The sequence below is a fragment of the Neisseria benedictiae genome (genome assembly GCF_958267435.1).
Taxonomy (GTDB): domain Bacteria; phylum Pseudomonadota; class Gammaproteobacteria; order Burkholderiales; family Neisseriaceae; genus Neisseria; species Neisseria bergeri.
In genome coordinates this window covers 23,241-42,054 of record NZ_CATQFV010000025.1, presented here as the reverse complement: position 1 = coordinate 42,054, position 18,814 = coordinate 23,241, and the positions used below count along the sequence as shown (strand labels likewise).

Sequence of the window (18,814 nt, the reverse complement as noted above, 5' to 3'; positions counted from 1 at the left end):
AGGGTGGGCTTCAGCCCACCAAAACAACAATGCCCCGATGCCGTCTGAAACTTCGTCATTCCCGTGCAGGTTGCGGGATTCGGCGGAATCGGTGGGCTGAAGCCCACCCTACCATTACTGTTTTATCCGGTAAGTTTCCGTGCCGACGGGTCTGGATTCCCGCCTGCGCGGGAATGACGGCATCAGTTTGCAGGATACGGCGTGAACGGTAAAAACAGCGAGAACGATAGGAACGTAAAAACGGCAAAAATAGCGGGAATCGGCAGGCTGAAGCCTACCCTGCCATTATTTACACGTCCGTACCGCTTAAATGCCGTCTGAAATGTCGTCGGAGCGGTGGGCTGAAGCCCACCCTGCCATTACGCCCTGCCATTCATTTCCGCATCCGTATATCGTAGGGCGGGCTTCAGCCAACCAAAACACAAAAATTCCGATACCGTCCGAAACTTCGTCATTCCCGCGCAGGCGGGAATCCAATAACCGAAAAATCACAGGAATTTATCGAAAAAAACAGAAACCCCCACCGCGTCATTCCACGAACGCGGGAATCCGGAACCTCTAAACTTCCAGATAATCTTTGAATATTGCCGCCTCCGCCAATCCATCCGCACCAACCCAAACACCCCCTCCCCCAAACCCGTCCGCTAATGTAAAATCCCCCCCCCCGCGAAAAAAATGGTATATTCCAAGCGAGAATCCCTCCCGTCATACGCGCCGCACCGACAAGCACCGCCGCCGTCATTCCCGAGAAAGCGGGAATCCAATAACCGAAAAACCACAGGACTTTATCGAAAAAAACAGAAACCCCACACCGTCATTCCCGCGAACGCGGGAATCCAGAAACGCAACACAACAGGAATTTATCGGAAAAACCCCAACCCGAACGGACTAAATCCCCGCCTGCGCGGGAATGACAGGATTTTAAGTTGAGGAAATTTCCCTGAAAAACCCCAACCCCCAAAAACCGGGCGGATACCGTACCATCCGCCCCCCAAACCCTTTTTAACCATTCAAACAAACAGAAAGAGAAAACAAAATGAACAAAATATACCGCATCATTTGGAATTCGGCCCTCAATGCCTGGGTAGTCGTATCCGAACTCACACGCAACCACACCAAACGCGCCTCCGCGACGGCGGCGGTTGCCGTATTGGCGACCCTCTTGTCCGCAACGGCACAGGCGAGCACCAACGCTTCGGGGGGGGGGAATGACCCAGATCCCAGCTTATTTGACCCTGAAAATCCGAATTTTACAGATGATTATTACACAGAGGATGAAAATGGTAACTCTAGTTACAAGTTTGGTTTGCTTGTCGTTGATAAGGATGGGAAGTTAAAAGATACAGAGTTTGCAACTGCCAATGATGATGACCAGGGAAAGCGCACCATCTCAGTAGAAGCATCCGAAGGCTCAAAGGCTCGCCCCAAGCTGTCAAGCAGCTACCTCTACCTCCGCGAAAACGGCGGAATTGAAATCGACCAAGAAGGACGTTCTGCCAAGTTCAAAGTAAAAGCAGGCGACGGCTTGAAGATTGACACCACCACCGACAAACTCGTTGCCGATACCGTTGACCTTACCGTTACCGGCGGCAAAGTAACCGCCCCCAATAATGGCGACAATAAAAAACTCGTCAACGCAGGCAATTTGGCAACCACATTAAACGGCTTAGGCTGGCAGCTTAAAACCACCAACGGTACTGCCGCAGCCGACACTAACGCGACCTCGACCGTCAAAAGCGGCGACGAAGTCGAGTTCAAAGGCGAAGGCGTTGAAGTAACCACGACAAGCGATGGAGCAAAACACACCGTTACCATCAAAGCCGCCCAAACCCAAGGCGCAAACACAGGCGGCTCTTGGAAAATCACCGCCGATAAAGAAGACGGTGGCGAACTTGACCCTGCAAACACCACACCTACCGAACAAGAAGTCAATACAAACGACAAAGTAACCCTCAAAGCCGGCGACAACCTGAAAATCAAACAAAACGGCAAAGACTTCACCTACTCGCTGAAAAAAGACCTGAAAAACCTGACCAGCGTAGAGTTCAAAGACGCAAACGGCGGCACTGGTGCAAGCACCAAAATTGACAAAGACGGCTTAACCATCACGCCGGCGAATGGTGCTGCGGCAGGCACAGGTACGTCTAACGCAATCAGCGTAACCACGTCAGGTATTAGTGCAGGTAACAAAGAAATTACCAATGTTAAGAGTGGTTTGACTAAATACAATGGCAATAATAATGACGCTAAGAAAGACTTGGTTGATTTAAGCAGCCTGACAAACACCGCAACCGTCGGTACAACAAATAATGGTTTAGCCAACAAAGCCGCAACCGTAGGCGATTTAGCGGGCTTGGGCTGGGTGCTTTCATCTACGAAAACAACGGACGAAACTGCTGATAAGCCATTCCACGCTGCCATTAAAAACGCAACGGAAGTTGAGTTTGTGGGTAAAAACGGCGCAACCGTGTCCGCAAAAACCACAAACGGCAAACATACCGTAACGGTAGATGTGGCAACAGTAGAAGCCGGCAACGGTCTTGAGAAAGATACTACTACCGGTAACAGGATTAAGCTCAAAGTCAAATCCAAAGCAGGAGAAGAAAACTTATTAACCGTAAGTGATGACGGCGTGTCCGTTACCAAAGGCGAGTTTAATACAGTAGAGACAACAACGACTACAGGTCAAGGTGGAAATGCTAACGACCGTGGCAAAGTAACCGTTAAGGCTTCTGCAAATGTCGGTCAAGCAACTGCGGATGATAAGAAAAAAGTGGCGACTGTCGGCGACGTTGCGGAGGCTATCAACAGTGCGGCAACCTTTGTGAAAGTGGAAAGCACAGATGAAGATATTGAAAATGGTGCTACAACCCAAGATGCAACTAAAGACCAAGCCCTTAAAGCAGGCGACACCTTAACCTTAAAAGCGGGTAAAAACTTAAAGGTTAAACGTGATGGTAAAGATGTAACATTTGCTTTAGCGAAAGACCTTGATGTTAAAACTGCGAAAGTGAGTGATACCTTAACGATTGGCGGTAATAAAGTTGCAGGTGGTACTGCAATGCCAAAAGTAAATATCACTAGCACGGCAAACGGCTTGAACTTTGCGAAAGACGCTACGGGTACTAATGGCGATACTACGGTTTACTTGAATGGTATTGGTTCAACTTTACACGATACGCTTGCGGGTTCTCCTGCTACTCACGTTGATGCGGGCAACCAAAGTACACATTACACTCGTGCAGCAAGTATTAAAGATGTATTGAATGCGGGTTGGAATATTAAGGGTGTTAAACCCGGTTCAACAACTGGTCAATCAGAAAGTGTCGATTTTGTTCATACTTACGACACAGTTGAGTTCTTGAGTGAAAATAAAGATACAACAACCGTAACTGTGGATAGTGAAAATAGTGGAAAAACCACTAAAGTTAAAATCGGTGCGAAAACTTCCGTTATCGCTGCAAAAGACGGTAAGTTGCTTACCGGTAAGGACAATCAAACAAACGGCGGTACAAATACCACCCCTGCTACTGATGATAATGACACCGGCACCGGCTTGGTTACTGCAAAAGCCGTAATTGATGCCGTGAACAAGAGCGGTTGGAGGGTAAGCGGCGAGGGTACGACTGCCGAAACCGGTGCAACCGCCGTTACCGCAGATCAAGCACAAACCGTTACATCCGGCACGAGCGTGAACTTCAAAAACGGCAATGCGACCACAGCAACCGTAAGCAAAGTAACCGAAAATGGCGAGACTAAAATCAACGTCAAATACGATGTAACCACCGGCGACGGTTTGAAGGTAGATGATAAAAAAATCACCGTAAATACCGGCGACGGCTTGAAAGTTGAGGGTGGAAAAGTTGTTGCAAGTGTTGGCGATGGTTTGAAGCTGGATAACCAAAAAATCGTTGCAGACACGACCACGCTTACTGTAACAGACGGTAAAGTTACTGCCCCTAATGGCACTAAGGGCGATACGAAGAAACTTGTTGATGCAGGCAGTTTGGCTGATGCGTTAAACAAATTAAGCTGGAAAGCGAAAGCTGACAAGGATACCGATGGCGAAGCAGAGGGTGAGACTGACCAAGAAGTCAAAGCAGGCGAAACTGTAACCTTCAAAGCAGGTAAAAACTTAAAAGTGAAACAGTCTGAAAAAGACTTTACTTATTCGCTGAAAGACGAACTTACGGGTTTGACAAGTATTGCTTTGGGTACGGCTGGAAACGGCAAAACCACGACCAAAATTACTGAAAATGGTTTAACTGTTTCTACCACCCCGGCAAATGGCGGTACGGCTACCGAAGTCAAAATCGGTTCAGACGGCATTAGCGCAGGTAATAAAGCCATTACCAACGTTGCAAGCGGTTTGAAAACCTATGGGGATACCCAAAACGGACAGCCCGCAGCCAACACCAATACGGCTAAAAATGGCTTGATTAATTTAGATACTGCTACAACACCTGCAAATGGCGGGGGCACAGGCACGTCCGTAGCCGACACCACAGCCGCAACCGTAGGCGATTTGCGTAAACTCGGCTGGGTGCTTTCGGCTGATAAAACCACGAATGGCACAGGCACCGATACGGCATTCCACGCCGCCGTTAAAAACGCCGAAGAAGTCGAGTTCAAAGGCACAGGTGCGGCTACCGTTTCCGCAAAAACCGAAAACGGCAAACATACCATTACCGTTGACGTACAAAAAGCCGAGATTGAGACTTCAGACGGCATCGAGAAGACCGACGATGGCAAACTCAAACTGAAAGTAAAAACAGGCGATGATAATTTGTTGACTGTTGGCACTGACGGCGCGTCTGTTGCCAAAGGCAAACTTGAAGTTGTAAGCACCACCACAGCCAACGGCGACAAAAAAGGTCAGGTAAAAGCGAAAAGTGCGAATGGAACTGATGCTACCGATAAGGACGTGGCAACAGTGAAGGATGTTGCCGACGCTATTAACAAAGCAGAAACTTTCGTAAAAGTAGAAAATTCTACTGAAGATATTGAAGATGCAGCAGCCAATGGGGCAGATAATACCGAAGAAGCCCTTAAAGCAGGCGATACCTTGACCTTTAAAGCAGGTAAAAACCTGAAAGTTAAACGTAGTGGAAAAGAAATTACTTTTGACTTGGCGAAAAACCTTGATGTGAAAACCGCGACCGTGAGCGATAAGTTGTCGATTGGTAAAGATACGAACAAAGTTAATGTAACCAGTACGGCTGACGGTTTGACCTTTGCAAAAGAAAATGGAACACCTGTAGCAGGAAGTGGTGCGCCTGATACGAGAATTTATTTAAATGGTATTGCAACTACTTTAACTGAGCCAAGTGCAGGAGCGAAGTCTTCACACGTTGATTTAAATGTGGATGCAGCGAAAAAATCTCACGCGGCAAGCATTGAAGATGTGTTGCGTGCAGGTTGGAATATTCAAGGCAATGGCAATAATGTTGATTATGTGGCGACGTATGACACAGTAAACTTTACTGATGATGGTCAAGGAACAACGACAGTAACTGTAACCCAAAAAGATAATGGTAAAGGTGCTGAAGTTAAAATCGGTGCGAAAACTTCTGTTATCAAAGACCACAACGGCAAACTGTTTACAGGCAAAGACCTGAAAGATGCGAATAATGGTGCAACCGTTAGTGAAGATGATGGCAAAGACACCGGCAACGGCTTGGTTACTGCAAAAGCCGTGATTGATGCCGTAAACAAGAGCGGTTGGAGGATTAAAACAACCGCTGCCAATGGTCAGGCTGGTCAAGCCGGAGATAATTTTGAAACCGTTACATCAGGCACAAATGTAACCTTTGCTGATGGTAAGGGTACAACTGCGACTGTAACTAAAAATGGTACTGATGGCATTACTGTTAAGTACGAAGCGAAAGTTGGCGACGGTTTGAAGATTGGCGATGGCGATAAAATCGTTGCAGACACGACCACGCTTACTGTGAATGGAGCGGCTGCAAATGGTGCTGTTGATAACACAACTCCGAAAGGTAAAGTCAAAGAGATTACTTCTGAAGACGACAAGAAAAAACTGGTTAAAGCAGGCGATTTGGTAACTGCCTTAAACAGCCTAAGCTGGACGGCGACTGCTGATGCAGAAGACGGTGGTGAAAAAGAGGGTAACGCAACCGAACAAGAAGTCAAAGCAGGCGACAAAGTAACCTTTAAAGCGGGCGACAACCTGAAAATCAAACAAAGCGGCAAAGACTTCACCTACTCACTGAAAAAAGACCTGAAAGACCTGACCAGCATTGAGCTTAAAGGTGCAGCGAATGGTGGTAACAACGGTGCAAGCACCAAGATTGACCAAAACGGCTTAACCATCACTCCAGCAGCTAATGGTGCGGGCGGCACAGGTGCGCCTAACGCAAACACCATCAGCGTAACCAAAGATGGCATTAGCGTCGGCGGTAAAACCGTTAAGAATGTTACAAGCGGTTTGAATGCTTATGGCGATACGAATAATCCGAATTTCAATACTACCGCTAATTCTGCAACCGATTTGGAGAGACAGCTTGATACTACTGGTGCTTATACCGGTTTATTGAATCTAAATGAAAAAGGTGCGAATAAACAGCCGTTGGTGGCTGACAGCACCGCCGCAACCGTAGGCGATTTGCGTAAATTGGGTTGGGTATTGTCTAGCAAAAACGGTACGATGAATGAGACAAGCCAACAAGTCAAACAGGCGGATGAAGTGTTGTTTGAAGGCAAAGGCGGTGCGAAGGTTACTTCCAAATCTAACAACGGCAAACACACCATTACCATTGATGTGGCAGAAACCAAAGTTGGCGATGGTCTTGAGAAAGATAACGACGGCAAGATTAAAGTGAAAGCTAAAGATGGTGCTGACAACTTATTGACTGTGGATGCTAATGGTGCGTCTGTTGCCAAAGGTAGCTTTGAAACTGTTAAAACTGATGCTTCTGAGGCTAATCGCGGTAAAGTAACCGTGAATGGTGTAACAGACCTTGCAAACGCGAGTGATGCTGACAAGAAAAAAGTCGCCACAGTGGTTGATGTTGCTAAAGCAATCAACGATGCCGCAACTTTCGTGAAAGTGGAAAGTGATGACACTGAAATTGATGATACTCAAGCGGCTGACAATAAAGAGCAAGCTCTCAAAGCAGGCGACACTTTAACCTTAAAAGCGGGTAAAAACTTAAAAGTTAAACGTGATGGTAAAAATGTAACCTTCGCTTTAGCAAAAGACCTTGATGTGAAAACTGCGACAGTGAGTGATAAGCTGTCTATTGGTTCTACTAATAAGGTCGATATTACCAGTGATGCAAATGGCTTGAACTTCGCGAAACCGGGTACGAATGGTCAAAACGGCAATGTCCACTTAAACGGTATTGCTTCGACTTTGGATGACCCTCGTGTAGGTGGAAAAACTGCACACTTGGACAAAGCAATCAATGATGCAGAACGCAATCGTGCCGCAAGCGTGGGCGATGTATTAAATGCAGGTTGGAATATTCGCGGCGCAAAAACGATTGGTGGTGATGTTGATAATGTTGATTTTGTTTCACCTTATGACACCGTTGAATTTGTCGGGGGTGCGAATGCCAATGTGATCCTTGCTACCGATACGGCTCACAAAAAGACAACCGTCCGTGTGGATGTAACGGGCTTGCCGGTCCAATATGTTACGGAAGACGACAAAACCGTTGTGAAAGTAGGCAACAAGTATTACGAAGCCAAAGATGACGGTTCGGCGGATATGGCTAAACAAGTCGAAAATGGCAAGCTGGCGACAACCAAAGTGAAATTGGTATCGGCAAGCGGTGCAGATCCGGTGAAAATCAGCAATGTTGCGGACGGCACGGAAGATACCGATGCGGTCAGCTTTAAGCAGTTGAAAGCCTTGAAAGACCAAAAGGTTACTTTAACTGCGAGCAATGCTTATGCCAATGGCGGTGCAGATACCAACGACGGCGAAGCAACTCAAACTTTAAGCAATGGTTTGAATTTTAAATTTAAATCCGCAGACCGCGAGTTGTTGAAAATTAGTGCGGCCGGCGACACAGTTACCTTTACGCCGAAAAAAGGTTCGGTACAGGTTGCTGATGGTAAGGCTACTATCCAAAATGGTACGAAAACAACCGACGGTTTGGTTGAAGCTTCCGAATTGGTTGGCAGCCTGAACAAACTGGGTTGGAAAGTGGGCATCGGCACTGAAGGTACAGGAGCGACCGATGGCACGCGTACCGATACTTTAGTGAAGTCGGGCGATAAAGTAACTTTGAAAGCCGGCGACAATCTGAAGGTCAAACAAGACGGCACAAACTTCACTTACGCGCTCAAAGATGAATTGACGGGCGTGAAGAGCGTGGAGTTTAAAGACACGGCGAATGGTGCAAACGGTGCAAGCACGAAGATTACCAAAGACGGCTTGACCATTACGCCGGCAAACGGTGCGAATGGTGCGGCGGCGACTGATGCCGACAAGATTAAAGTGGCTTCAGACGGCATCAGCGCGGGTAATAAAGCGGTTAAAAACGTTGTGAGCGGACTGAAGAAATTTGGTGATGGTCATCCGTTGGCAAATGGCACTATTGCAGATTTTGAAAAGCATAATGATACTGCCTATAAAGGCTTGACCAATTTGGATGAAAAAGGCGCGAATAATAATCCGACTGTTGCCGACAATACCGCCGCAACCGTGGGCGATTTGCGCGGCTTGGGCTGGGTCATTTCTGCGGACAAAACCACAGGCGACTCAAAGGAATATCACGATCAAGTTCGGAATGCGAACGAAGTGAAATTCAAGAGCGGCAACGGTATCAGTGTATCCGGTAAAACGGTCAACGGTAGGCGCGAAATTACCTTTGAATTGGCTAAAGGCGAAGTGGTTAAATCGAATGAATTTACCGCACCGGATGGCACGAGCTTGGTTAAAGTTGGCGATAAGTATTACAGCAAAGATGATATTGATGCTGCAACGGGTCAGCCGAAAACTGGTACGACAGAAAAATACCAAACTCAAAACGGTAAAATCATTTCTACTAATGGCAATACTGAAACAACCCTAACCAACAAAGGTTCTGGTTATGTAACAGGTAACCAAGTGGCTGATGCGATTGCGAAATCAGGCTTTAAGCTTGGTTTGGCTGACGCGGCAGAAGCTGAAAAAGCCTTTGCGGAAAGCGCAAAAGACAAGCGATTATCTAAAGATAAGGCGGAAACCGTAAATGCCAACGATAAAGTCCGTTTTGCCGACGGTAAAAATACCAAAGTGAGCGCGGCAACGGTGGAAAGCATCGATGCAAACGGCGAAAAAGTAACCACAACCTTTGTGAAAACCGATGTGGAATTGCCTTTAACGCAAATCTACAATACCGATGCAAACGGTAAGAAAATCACTAAAGTTGTCGCAAATGGTCAAACTAAATGGTATGAACTGAAAGATAACGGTTCGACTGATATGGACAAAGAAGTTACCCTCGGTAACGTGGATTCAGACGGCAAGAAAGTTGTGAAAGACAACGATAAATGGTATCACGCCAAAGCTGACGGTACTGCGGATAAAGATAAAGGGGAAGTGGAGAGTAATAAGGTTTCCACCGATGAAAAACACGTTGTCAGCCTTGATCCGAACAATCAATCGAACGGTAAGGGCGTGGTCATTGACAATGTGGCTAATGGCGATATTTCGCCAAATAGCAAACAGGCGGTAAACGGCAGCCAGATTTTCGCATTGACCGGCAACAAAACACCGAATATCACGAGTATCACGGTAGATAAGGATGGTAAAACGGTAAACGTCGGCACAGCCGGAAACGCGAACGATACCAACAAAACGTATCACAACGTCGTGGTGGACGAAGACGGTAAAACCCCGTTATTGACCACTTATAATGTGGAAGGCAGAAAAGAAATTATCACCAATTCAGTGGTTGAAGCCATCTACAATATGAATGAACAGGGGATTAAGTTCTTCCACTCCAACGACGGCAAAGCGACTAGCAGAATCGAACGAAGCAATGAAATCGATTCCAGCGCAAGTGGCAAATTTGCAACGGCAATCGGCGCGAAAGCCGATGCGGCAGGCGAAAATGCCATTGCTTTCGGCTACGGCTCAAAAGCCTTGCGCGATAACACGGTGGCGATTGGTACGGGCAACGTTGTGAATGCGGAAAAATCCGGCGCATTCGGCGATCCGAACTACATCGAAGATAAAGCCGGCGGCAGCTACGCTTTCGGTAACGATAACCGTATTACTTCTAAAAACACTTTTGTGTTGGGTAATAGTGTTAATGCGAAACGCGATGCAAATGGCAATGTGCTGACTGAAGAAAAAGAAATTATTGGAAAGGACGGCAATAAGACAACGGAAAAAGTACCGCAAGCCTTAGGTAAAACCGTAGAAAATTCCGTTTATCTCGGTAATGCTTCAACCGCGACAGAAAAACCGGGCAGCAACCTGAAATCCGACGGCACGGCGGGTAATACCACAACCGCCGGCGCGACAGGTACGGTAAACGGCTTTGCCGGCGCAACGGCGCACGGTGCGGTTTCTGTCGGCGCGAGCGGCGAAGAAAGACGTATCCAAAACGTCGCGGCAGGCGAAATTTCTGCCACTTCCACCGATGCGATTAACGGCAGCCAGCTGTATGCGGCAACCAAAGGCATCGCCGATCAGGCCGTCGGTATGGTCAGGGCGTTGAAACGCGAACTGGAAGGCGTTGCTGCCGGTGCGAATGCCGCAGCCGCCTTGCCGCAATCGTACCTGCCCGGAAAATCGATGATTTCCGCCGCGACGGGCGCATACGGTTCGACAGGCGCACTCGCCGTCGGCTACTCCAGCATCAGCGACAACGGCAAATGGGTGGTCAAAGGCCAGCTCAACGTCAATACCCGAAGCAAAGCCGGCGGCGGTGTCGGCGTGGGCTATATCTGGTAACAACCCCGAAGCGTTGAAAAATGCCGTCTGAAAGGCTTTCAGACGGCATTTTTATTGCCCCGCCCGATGGTTCGCAACGGGAAAAGCGTATCGCATAACGGGCGGATGTGTGTTTTAGAGTGTGGATGGCGGATGCGTAGGAGATGGGTGCAGGATGCGGGTGCAGGATGGGCTTCAGCCCACCGCTCCCACCGTTTTTATTACCTCCCGTATCCCCGTCGATCTCGCCGTTTCCAAGCGGCGTTGCGGTTTTGGCGGATAGGGATATTCGGATTTGCCTCATCATAAAGACACCGAACCGTTTGACAGCCTGTTTGGCGGAATCTGAATCATCAAAAATACCCGAATCGTCATTCCCGCGCAGGCGGGAATCTAGGGCTGTCGGTGCAGAAACTTACCCGAAGTCCAAAAAAACCGAAACCCCACCGCCGTCATTCCCGCAAAAGCGGGAATCCAGAGATGCAACACGGCAGGAATTTATCGGAAAAAAACCGAAACCGGACGGACTGGATTCCCGCCTGCGCGGGAATGACGGGATTTCAGGTTGTAGGAATTTATCAGACGGACTGTAGAATCGGGTTGTAGGGCTGGCTGTAGAATCGGGCTATAAAGTAGATTGCAGGGTCGGGTTGTAGGACGGATTTCAGGACGAGCTGTAGGGTGGGCTTCAGCCCACCAATCCACCAACCCCCCACCGCCGCCATTCCCGCAAAAAGCAGGAATCCGGTCTCTCGATTTTCAAATAACCTTTAATTCGTCATTCCCGCGCAGGCGGGAATCTAGGGCTGTCTGTGCAGAAACTTACCCGAAGTCCAAAAAAACCGAAACCCCACCGCCGTCATTCCCGCAAAAGCGGGAATCCAGAGATGCAACACGGCAGGAATTTATCGGAAAAAAACCGAAACCGGACGGACTGGATTCCCGCCTGCGCGGGAATGACGGGATTTTAAGTTGTGGGAATTTATCGGGAATAACGGCATTTGCTTGCCGGCGGTTGGCGGATGTGTTGGCGGGATTGGTGGATTGGGTGGGAATGGCGGAAATGGTGGGATTAGTGGGATTAGTGGGATTGGTGGGCTGAAGCCCACCCTACATCACACCCTACATCACACCCTACATCACACCCTACATCACACCCTACATCACACCCTACATCACACTCTACATCACACCATATATCCGCCCTACCGCCACTCTACGCATCCGCCCTACGGCTGCCCTACACCACAATCCGCAGTCCGCCTCTACAACACTGCCGAACGGTAACGATATTAATCGGGATTCCATATCAAACAATGCCGATGCCGCCCCGCATATTCGAACACCGTCCGATCTGAAAACCAATGCCGGCCGAATCCGAGCAAAATAAACCAAGCCGGCCGGCTGCTCAAAAAAAACGGTACTTCGCAACAGAAGTACCGTTTATCGGGATTTTAAGTTTTATTCTTCGGGGCGTTCGCCGTCGGTTTCGTCCAATTTTCCTTCGGTGATGTGCATTTCCACGCCGTTCAATGCACGGATTTTCGCATCGATTTCATCGGCAACCTCAGGATTCTCCTTCAGCCAGACGCGGACGTTGTCTTTGCCCTGACCGATTTTCGCGCCGTTGTAGCTGTACCACGCGCCGGATTTGTTGATGATGTCGTTTTTCACGCCGATGTCGATCAATTCGCCTTCCCAACTGATGCCTTCTCCGTAGAGGATGTCAAACTCTGCCTGACGGAACGGGGGGGCGACTTTGTTTTTGATGACTTTGACGCGGGTTTCGTTGCCCAATACTTCTTCGCCTTTTTTGATGGATCCGGTGCGGCGGATGTCGAGGCGGACGGAAGAATAGAATTTCAGCGCGTTGCCGCCGGTGGTGGTTTCGGGGCTGCCGAACATTACGCCGATCTTCATCCGGATTTGGTTGATGAACACAACCAGCGTGTTGGTTTTTTTGATGTGTCCGGTCAGTTTGCGCAAAGCCTGGCTCATCAGGCGCGCCTGCAGTCCGACATGGCTGTCCCCCATATCGCCTTCGATTTCGGCTTTGGGGACGAGTGCGGCTACGGAATCGACGACTACCATATCTATGCCGCCAGAACGGACGAGTGTGTCGCAGATTTCCAAAGCCTGTTCGCCGGTATCGGGCTGGGACAGGTAAAGCTCTTCGACTTTTACGCCGAGTTTGCGGGCGTAAACGGGATCAAAGGCGTGTTCGGCATCGACAAAGGCGCACACGCCGCCGTTTTTCTGGCATTGGGCGACGGCTTCGAGGCAGAGGGTGGTTTTGCCGGAGGATTCGGGGCCGAAGATTTCGACGATGCGCCCGCGCGGCAGGCCGCCGACTCCGAGGGCGAGGTCTAATCCGAGCGATCCGGTGGAAATGACTTCGAGGTTTTCTTCCTGCTGGCTGCCGTCCATTTTCATGATGGCGCCTTTGCCGAAACTTTTTTCGATTTGCGCCAGTGCGGCGGCAAGGGCTTTGCTTTTGTCGTCTGACATTGGGGTTACTCCGGAACAAATGCGGTATGTGGGATGCGGCGCAACACGGGCTGCGGCGCGGGATGTGATGGGCGGCTATTATCGCATGTTTCCCTTTTGGGGACTACCGTCCGCTTCGGCACAAATGCCGTCTGAAACGGTTCAGACGGCATTCGGGAAGCGTGCGTCAGGCGATTTCGAGCCACATGACCTGATAGGGCTGAAGCGTCAAATCCTGATTCAAGCTGACAGTTTTGCCGCCGATGAGGTCGTGCGCCTTGAAAGGCATGGCTTGCAGGGTATGCGCGGTAACGGTTTGCGGATATTCGCTGAAGTTGCCGAATGCCAAGAGCGCGTTGTTGCGGATGTAGCCGATGATGTGTTTGTTGTTGGTGTTGAAAGTAACCAGCCTGCCGCCGTCGAAGCGCGGATTGCTTTGGCGGACGGCAATCATATGGCGCAAGCCCTGATAGATTTGCCCGGCTGCGGTCGACGGATCGTTGCGTTGCGCGTACAGGGCTTCGTTATAACGCGGACGGTGCGCCCAACGACTGTCGTCGCTTTTGTTGCTGTCTTGCGCCCAGCCGTCGTCGTTGGGCGTGCCCACTTCGTCGCCGAGGTAAATCAGGGGCAGTCCGCCGGTACTCAATGCGATGCTGTACAGAAGTTTGATGCGGCTGACGGCGTGGGGGTCATTTTGAGCCAAGCCTGCCAATGCGGCGGACGTACCGCTGACGCGGCAGTCGCCCGTGTTGGGGTTGTATTGGAAGGGTACGCCGCGCGCGAAGCTGCCGTCGAAACGGTTGACGAAGAAGCGGTTGAGGAATTGGCGGTGGTCGTAGCCGCTTATGCCCAGATATGCGGCGTCTTCGTCGGCAAAAGTCCAGCCGATGTCGTCGTGGCTGCGGACGTAGTTGACCCAGGCGGTATGCTCGGGCAGGTTGTGGCGGTAGGTCAGCGCCTGATGGAGCAGGTTGACTTCGCGCGTGGCAAGCGTGTTCCACAACAATGCCATTTGCAGGGGGTTGTAGCCGATTTGGCATTCTTCCTGCCCGATGTATTGGACGACTTGGTCGGGGTGAACGATGGCTTCGGATTTGAAGAACACGGCGGGCGCGGCAATACGCATAACGGCATTGAACGCGCGGATGAGGGCGTGCGCCTGCGGCAGGTTTTCGCAGCTTGTCCCCATTTGTTTCCAAATAAAGGCAACCGCATCCATACGCAAGATGTCAACGCCCAAGTTGGCAAGGAACAGCATTTCGCCCGCCATTGCGCGGAATACCCAAGGATTGCTGTAATTCAAGTCCCATTGGAAGGAATTGAACGTCGTCCACACCCAGCGTCCGTCTTTCAGTTGCGAGAAGCCGCCCGGGTGCTGGTCGGGGAAGATTTCGCGCAGGGTGCGGTCGTATTGGTCGGGCATCCGGCGGTCGGGGAAAATATAGTAGAAATTGTCGAAAAGCGGGTCGCCGGCGGCGCAGCGTTGCGCCCATTCGTGTTCGTTGGAGGTGTGGTTGAAGATAAAATCGACGACGGCGGAAATGCCGGCTTCGTGCAGCGCAGCAATGACTTCGCGCAAGTCGCCTATTGTGCCCAGTGCCGGATTGACATCGCGGTAGCTGCTGACCGCATAGCCGCCGTCGCTTTTGCCTTCAGGGCATTTAAACAGCGGCATCAGGTGCAGATAAGTCAAACCAAGCTCTTGAAAATAAGGAATTTTATCTTTCAAGCCCTTCAAATCGCCGGCAAACAAATCAACGTAGCACACGCCGCCAACTTGTTTGTTGGACAAAATCCAATCGGGGTTGTTTTCGCGTTCGATGTCAATGTTTTTCAGGGACGCGCTGCGTTGGGAATAGCTCTGCCATGCCTGCGCCAGCAGCATTTCCAGCATAGGCAGCAGGGCTTCGTTGTTGCCGTACACGCTGTCGAGTTCGTTCATCAATTTGGGGAAATGCGTATCCATGCGGCGCGAAAACTGCTGCCAGTCTTCGGATTTTTCGATGCCGGCGCGCTGTTCGGGAGTATAGATGTCCAAGATGCGTGTTTTGAGGTGCTGTAAAATCAAACCGACTTGCTGCGTGGGGGTCAACATGATGCCTGCTCCGATTCTGAAGTTTCCGACCGGCGGTCTGCCGCCGTATCCTGCAAATGCCGTGTAGGGCGTGTCGTGCAATCATACTGCAAGAACTGCGGACTGACTAGAAAAGACAGGGCTTGTGCCAAGTCTGCATTCCGATATGCGGATGCTGCTTGATTCATATCAAGCCGACCGCACAGAAATGCCGTCTGAAACATTGCCTGTGCCTTTGCTATAATGACGCCCTTACTTTTCCCGCCAGCCGCCTGAACCGCCATGCACACCAGCCTTACCGTCAAAAATACCGTTATCGGAAGCGGACGCACCAAAATCGCCGTGCCCCTGGTTGCCCGCACTGCTACCGAACTTGCAGCCGTACTGCCCCAAATCCAAAACCTGCCCTTCGATATCGTCGAGTTCCGCACCGACTTTTTGGAATGCGCGGGCAAAAAGGACGAAGTATTGCGCCACACGCAGACCGTCCGCGACACGCTGCCCGATAAACCGCTGCTGTTTACGTTCAGACGGCATTGCGAAGGCGGCGCGTTCCCGTGTTCGGACGGTTATTATTTCGAACTGCTCGACGCGCTGATTGAAAGCCGCCTGCCCGACATTATCGATATCGAGCTGTTTTCTGGCGAAACCGCCGTCCGGCGCGCCGTGGCAAATGCTCAAAAAAACGGCATCGCCGCCCTGCTCTGCAATCATGAGTTTCACCGCACGCCGCCGCAAGAAGAAATCGTATGCCGTCTGAAACAGATGGAGGACTGCGGCGCGGACATCTGCAAAATTGCGGTGATGCCGCAAAGCGCGGAAGATGTGCTGACTTTGCTTTCTGCCACGCTCAAAGCGAAACAGCTTGTCGCCAAACCAGTTGTTACGATGTCGATGGGGCAGACGGGTGCGGTCAGCCGGCTTGCTGGACAGGTGTTCGGCTCAAGCATCACGTTCGGTTCGGGAACGCAAAACTCCGCGCCGGGGCAAATCGGCGTATCTGCCCTCCGTGCGGCACTCGACTGCCTCGAAAGCGGCGCGGACTGATTTCAGACGGCATCAAGACACAATGAAACTCAATCCCCAACAGCTCGAAGCCGTCCGTTACCTCGGCGGCCCCCTGCTCGTCCTTGCAGGCGCGGGCAGTGGAAAAACCGGCGTGATTACGCAAAAAATCAAGCATTTGATTGTCAATGTCGGCTATCTGCCGCATACCGTCGCCGCGATTACCTTTACCAACAAAGCCGCTGCGGAAATGCAGGAGCGCGTCGCCAAAATGCTGCCCAAACCGCAAACGCGCGGGCTGACGATTTGCACGTTCCACTCTTTGGGCATGAAGATTCTGCGCGAAGAGGCGAACCATATCGGTTACAAAAAAAACTTCTCCATCCTCGACTCTACCGACAGCGCGAAAATCATCGGCGAACTCTTAGGCGGTACGGGCAAAGAAGCCATATTCAAAGCGCAGCATCAAATTTCCCTGTGGAAAAACGATTTAAAAACGCCTGAAGACGTACTTCAGACGGCATCGAACATTTGGGAACAACAAACTGCACGCGTGTATGCGAGCTATCAGGAAACCTTACAAAGCTATCAGGCAGTGGACTTCGACGACTTAATCCGCCTGCCTGCCGTGCTGTTGCAGCAAAACAGCGAAGTGCGCAACAAATGGCAGCGGCGGCTGCGTTATCTGCTGGTTGACGAATGCCAAGATACGAATACCTGCCAATTTACGTTGATGAAACTTCTGACCGGCGCGGAAGGTATGTTTACCGCCGTCGGCGACGACGACCAGTCCATCTACGCATGGCGCGGTGCGAACATGGAAAACCTGCGCAAAATGCAGGAAAACTATCCGCAGATGAAGGTCATCAAACTAGAGCAAAACTACCGCTCCACGGCGCGGATTCTCAAAATCGCCAACAAAGTCATCGAAAACAACCCCAAGCTGTTTACCAAAAAACTTTGGTCGCAATTGGGCGAAGGCGAGCCCGTCAAAGTCGTTGCCTGTCAAAACGAGCAGCACGAAGCCGACTGGGTCGTCAGCCAAATCGTCAAACAAAAACTCATCGGCGGCGACAAAACCCAATATGCCGATTTCGCTGTGTTATACCGCGGCAAGCATCAGGCGAGGATTTTCGAGGAAGCATTGCGCGGCGCGCGCATCCCCTACCGCCTCTCCGGCGGGCAGAGTTTTTTCGACAAAGCCGAAATCAAAGACGTGTTGTCTTATGTGCGGCTGCTTGCCAACCCCAATGACGATCCCGCCTTCTTGCGCGCCGTTACCACACCCAAACGCGGCATCGGCGATGTAACGCTGGGCAAGCTCAACACTTACGCGCACGAACACGAATGCAGCCTGTATGAAGCCGCGCAAAACGAAGAAGCCCTTGCCACGCTGAACAATACCAACCGCCAACACCTGCAAGCCTTTATGGATATGTTCGGCAGCTACCGCGCCAAAGCCGAAACAGGCGAAGCAGGCGAGTTCATCAACAGCCTGCTCGAAGAAATCGACTATGAAAACCATTTGATGCAAAACGAAGAAGGCAAAGCCGGCGAAATCAAATGGCGCAACGTCGGCGATTTGGTATCATGGTTTGCACGAAAAGGCGGGGAAGACGGCAAAAACATCATCGAACTCGCCCAAACCGTTGCCTTGATGACGCTTTTGGAAGGAAAAGACGAAGAAGAAACCGATGCCGTCTCGCTATCCACGCTACACGCCGCCAAAGGTTTGGAGTATCCGTATGTTTTCCTTATCGGTTGCGAAGAAGGTGTTTTGCCGCACAACGACAGCATCGAAGAAGGCAACGTCGAAGAAGAACGCCGCCTGATGTACGTCGGCATCACCCGCGCCAAACGCCAACTCACGCTGACCCACTGCGTCAAACGCAAAAAACAAGGCACATGGCAGTTCCCCGAACCCAGCCGCTTCATAGACGAAATGCCGCAGGAAGATTTGAAAATCCTGGGGCGCAAAGGCGGCGAGCCGATTGTCAGCAAGGAAGAAGGCAGACGCAACCTTGCCGATATAATCGGAAGGCTCGACAGCATGAAAAAAGGCAATCCGTCGGATTAAACCAAGATAGGGAAACGAAGCCGGAGACAATTTGCAGCTCGAGATATGGAGGGGTCTTCTTTGTATCACAATCAACTGAATAAGAGTCAGATGAATAAGAGAAGAAATGATGGTGGCTTCTATCATTCATATGACCCCAACAATGTCAAAGATGGAAGAACTTTTATATCTAAAGATGACATTGAGTTAAAAATGAGTCAGGGAAAAACAGCAGAAGTTGATTCCAAAGGACATATGATAAATAATACTCATATGATAAATAATACTCACTAGA

The 18,814-nt window shown here is 50.3% G+C and carries 6 protein-coding genes; 4 read left to right on the top strand and 2 right to left on the bottom strand.

Annotated elements, in window-relative coordinates; translation table 11 throughout:
* The first annotated feature begins 1,036 nt into the window (after positions 1–1,036).
* Both Q3O12_RS01770 and Q3O12_RS10925 read left to right on the top strand, forming a co-directional pair.
* Complete coding sequence (locus tag Q3O12_RS01770; RefSeq protein ID WP_301669048.1) at positions 1,037–10,915, top strand: Hia/Hsf adhesin N-terminal domain-containing protein; 9,879 nt, start codon at positions 1,037–1,039, stop codon at positions 10,913–10,915.
* Positions 10,916–11,899: 984 nt separating this feature from the next.
* Positions 11,900–12,181 carry a hypothetical protein gene (locus Q3O12_RS10925; RefSeq protein ID WP_301669047.1) on the top strand — a complete coding sequence of 94 codons (282 nt, stop codon included), beginning with the start codon at positions 11,900–11,902 and terminating at the stop codon, positions 12,179–12,181.
* 174 nt (positions 12,182–12,355) lie between these two features.
* On the opposite strand, the gene recA is transcribed toward Q3O12_RS10925, so the two are convergent.
* Entirely contained in the window at positions 12,356–13,402 is a 1,047-nt protein-coding gene (recA, locus tag Q3O12_RS01760; protein WP_115119194.1) for a recombinase RecA, read from the bottom strand.
* Positions 13,403–13,568: 166 nt separating this feature from the next.
* Entirely contained in the window at positions 13,569–15,479 is a 1,911-nt protein-coding gene (locus tag Q3O12_RS01755; protein ID WP_301669046.1) for an alpha-amylase family protein, read from the bottom strand.
* 261 nt (positions 15,480–15,740) lie between these two features.
* Here Q3O12_RS01755 and aroD point away from each other — a divergent pair, with 261 nt between their 5' ends.
* Complete coding sequence (aroD, locus tag Q3O12_RS01750; protein WP_301669045.1) at positions 15,741–16,505, top strand: type I 3-dehydroquinate dehydratase; 765 nt, start codon at positions 15,741–15,743, stop codon at positions 16,503–16,505.
* Positions 16,506–16,527: 22 nt separating this feature from the next.
* On the top strand, positions 16,528–18,540 hold the full coding sequence (gene rep / locus Q3O12_RS01745; protein ID WP_301669044.1) for a DNA helicase Rep: 2,013 nt from the start codon (positions 16,528–16,530) through the stop codon (positions 18,538–18,540).
* Positions 18,541–18,814 lie beyond the last annotated feature (274 nt).

Excerpts from the sequence above, each read along its gene's own strand:
- recA (WP_115119194.1), bottom strand. The coding sequence starts at position 13,402 with ATGTCAGACGACAAAAGCAAAGCCCTTGCCGCCGCACTGGCGCAAATC.
- rep (WP_301669044.1), top strand. The coding sequence starts at position 16,528 with ATGAAACTCAATCCCCAACAGCTCGAAGCCGTCCGTTACCTCGGCGGC.
- Q3O12_RS01770 (WP_301669048.1), top strand. The coding sequence starts at position 1,037 with ATGAACAAAATATACCGCATCATTTGGAATTCGGCCCTCAATGCCTGG.
- aroD (WP_301669045.1), top strand. The coding sequence starts at position 15,741 with ATGCACACCAGCCTTACCGTCAAAAATACCGTTATCGGAAGCGGACGC.
- Q3O12_RS01755 (WP_301669046.1), bottom strand. The coding sequence starts at position 15,479 with ATGTTGACCCCCACGCAGCAAGTCGGTTTGATTTTACAGCACCTCAAA.